This window comes from Spongiactinospora sp. TRM90649 (assembly GCF_029382225.1).
Classification (GTDB): Bacteria; Actinomycetota; Actinomycetes; order Streptosporangiales; family Streptosporangiaceae; genus Spongiactinospora.
The window spans coordinates 1-3,503 of sequence record NZ_JARLTC010000078.1; the positions used below are offsets into that span (position 1 = coordinate 1).

2 rRNA genes are annotated in these 3,503 nt (G+C 57.6%); both read left to right on the top strand.

Going from position 1 to position 3,503, the window contains the following annotated elements:
• Positions 1-151 precede the first annotated feature (151 nt).
• A 23S ribosomal RNA gene (locus tag P3X83_RS42975) occupies positions 152-3,257 on the top strand.
• 109 nt (positions 3,258-3,366) lie between these two features.
• Positions 3,367-3,483: ribosomal RNA gene (gene rrf, locus P3X83_RS42980) — 5S ribosomal RNA — on the top strand.
• Positions 3,484-3,503 lie beyond the last annotated feature (20 nt).

The following is a 3,503-nucleotide window of genomic DNA, read 5'->3' on the forward strand; positions in this document are numbered from 1 at the left end:
TGTTGGTTCGGGTGTTTCTTCGTTACCGGGGCTGGTTGGGCCGGGCATACCGCATCAGGCACTCGTTGGGGTGTTGGTGGTCGTGGTGCTGGTCGGGTTGGTCGTCTGGTTGTTGTTTGAGATTTGCATAGTGGACGCGAGCATCTTTTGTGGCCAAGTTTTTTAGGGCACACGGTGGATGCCTTGGCATCAGGAGCCGATGAAGGACGTGGGAGGCTGCGTTAAGCCCCGGGGAGTCGCCAGCCAGACTTTGATCCGGGGATGTCCGAATGGGGAAACCTGGCACCAGTCATGTGGTGTCGCCGCCGTCTGAATGTATAGGGCGGTTGGTGGTAACGCGGGGAAGTGAAACATCTCAGTACCCGTAGGAAGAGAAAACAATAGTGATTCCGTTAGTAGTGGTGAGCGAACGCGGATGAGGCTAAACCGTATGCGTGTGATAGCCGGCGGGCGTTGCGTGTGCGGGGTTGTGGGACATGCCTTTCAGGGGGCCGCCGTTCCTTGGGGGAGTGAGAAATCCATCTGGTAGTCGAAGCCTTTGGGATGGGGCGCCGTAGACCGTGAGAGTCGGGTAGGCGAAATCGGATGGACTTCCTTGGTGTGTTCCCGAGTAGCACGGGGCTCGAGGAATCCTGTGTGAATCTGCCAGGACCACCTGGTAAGCCTGAATACTCCCTGATGACCGATAGTGCACGAGTACCGTGAGGGAAAGGTGAAAAGTGCCCCGGTGAGGGGTCGTGAAATAGTACCTGAAACCGTGTGCCTACAAGCCGTGGGAGCATTGCAACAGGATTGTGGTGTGACTGCGTGCCTTTTGAAGAATGAGCCTGCGAGTCATGGTGTGTGGCGAGGTTAACCCGGGTGGGGGAGCCGTAGCGAAAGCGAGTCTGAATAGGGCGTTTGAGTCGCATGCTGTGGACCCGAAGCGGAGTGATCTACGCATGGGCAGGGTGAAGCTCAGGTAAGACTGGGTGGAGGCCCGAACCCACCAGGGTTGAAAACCTGGGGGATGACCTGTGTGTAGGGGTGAAAGGCCAATCAAACTCCGTGATAGCTGGTTCTCCCCGAAATGCATTTAGGTGCAGCGTTGCGTGTGCTTGCCGGAGGTAGAGCACTGGTTGGCTGATGGGCCCGACAAGGTTACTGACGTCAGTCAAACTCCGAATGCCGGTATAGCTGAGCGTGGCAGTGAGACTGCGGGGGATAAGCTCCGTGGTCGAGAGGGAAACAGCCCAGATCATCGTCTAAGGCCCCTAAGCGTGTGCTAAGTGGGAAAGGATGTGGAGTCGCAGTGACAACCAGGAGGTTGGCTTAGAAGCAGCCATCCTTGAAAGAGTGCGTAATAGCTCACTGGTCAAGTGATTCTGCGCCGATAATGTAGCGGGGCTCAAGTGCACCGCCGAAGACGTGGCATTCCGTTGCTTTCGGGCGCGGGATGGGTAGGGGAGCGTCGTGTCCTGGGTGAAGCGGTGGGGTGACCTTATCGTGGACGGGATGCGAGTGAGAATGCAGGCATGAGTAGCGAATCGAGGGTGGGAAACCCTCGCGCCGGATGACCAAGGGTTCCTGGGCTAGGTTAATCCGCCCAGGGTAAGTCGGGGCCTAAGGCGAGGCCGACAGGCGTAGTCGATGGATGACGGGTTGATATTCCCGTACCCGCTGCTCCGCGCCAATACTGAACCTGGTGATACTAAGGGTCCTTAGCCCGGTCTGTCCTTCGGGATGGGCGTCAGGGTGAACGCCTGGCCTGAGCTGGTAGTAGGTAAGCGATGGGGTGACGCAGGAAGGTAGTCCATCCCAGGCGGTGGTTGTCCTGGGGTAAGCATGTAGGGGGAGAGATAGGTAAATCCGTCTCTCGTGTCCCTGAGGTGTGATGCCGAGCCGATTGTGGCGAAGTGGATGATCCTATGCTGCCGAGAAAAGCCTCTAGCGAGTGGTGTGGCGGCCCGTACCCTAAACCGACTCAGGTGGTCAGGTAGAGAATACCGAGGCGATCGGGTGAACTGTGGTTAAGGAACTCGGCAAATTGCCCCCGTAACTTCGGGAGAAGGGGGACCTTTACTGGTGATGAGTCTTTGCGCTTTGAGCTGGTGGGGGTCGCAGTGGCCAGGGGGAAGCGACTGTTTATTAAAAACACAGGTCCGTGCGAAGTCGTAAGACGATGTATACGGACTGACGCCTGCCCGGTGCCGGAACGTTAAGGGGACCGCTTAGCCGCTTTTTGGGTGGCGAAGGTGAGAACTTAAGCGCCGGTAAACGGCGGTGGTAACTATAACCATCCTAAGGTAGCGAAATTCCTTGTCGGGTAAGTTCCGACCTGCACGAATGGCGTAACGACTTCCCCGCTGTCTCAACCACAGGCCCGGCGAAATTGCATTACGAGTAAAGATGCTCGTTACGCGCAGCAGGACGGAAAGACCCCGGGACCTTCACTACAGCTTGACATTGGTGTTTGGGGCGGCTTGTGTAGGATAGGTGGGAGACTGTGAAGCTGTCACGCTAGTGATGGTGGAGTCGTTGGTGAAATACCACTCTGGTCGTTTTGGATGTCTAACCCGCGCCCGTGGATCCGGGTGGGGGACAGTGTCTGGTGGGTAGTTTAACTGGGGCGGTTGCCTCCTAAAGGGTAACGGAGGCGCCCAAAGGTTCCCTCAGCCTGGTTGGTAATCAGGTGTTGAGTGTAAGTGCACAAGGGGGCTTGACTGTGAGACCGACGGGTCGAGCAGGAGCGAAAGCTGGGACTAGTGATCCGGCACCACCGTGTGGATGGGGTGTCGCTCAACGGCTAAAAGGTACCCCGGGGATAACAGGCTGATCTTCCCCAAGAGTCCATATCGACGGGATGGTTTGGCACCTCGATGTCGGCTCGTCGCATCCTGGGGCTGGAGTAGGTCCCAAGGGTTGGGCTGTTCGCCCATTAAAGCGGTACGCGAGCTGGGTTTAGAACGTCGCGAGACAGTTCGGTCCCTATCCGCTGCGCGCGTAGGAGACTTGAAAGGGGCTGTCCCTAGTACGAGAGGACCGGGACGGACGAACCTCTGGTGTGCCAGTTGTATCGCCAGGTGCATGGCTGGTTGGCTACGTTCGGAAAGGATAACCGCTGAAGGCATCTAAGCGGGAAGCTTGCCTTGAGATGAGGTCTCCCTCCCATGAGAGTGGGGTAAGGCTCCCGGTGGACGACCGGGTTGATAGGCCAGGTGTGGAAGCGTGGTAACGCGTGGAGCTGACTGGTACTAATAGGCCGAGGACTTGACCATGATATTCCGTGACTTTTTGTTGCGTGTTGGTGCTCGCGTTCACTGTGTGATTCTGAGGCCACAACCGGGCTTCCCTTGTTTGGGGGGCGGGTTGGTTGGTTCTTGGGGTTGCGGTGGTTATGGCGGTGGGGAGACACCCGGTTACATTCCGAACCCGGAAGTTAAGCCTGCCTGCGCCGATGGTACTGCACTGGGGACGGTGTGGGAGAGTAGGTCGCCGCCGCACGATCTTTGAATATGAAGGGG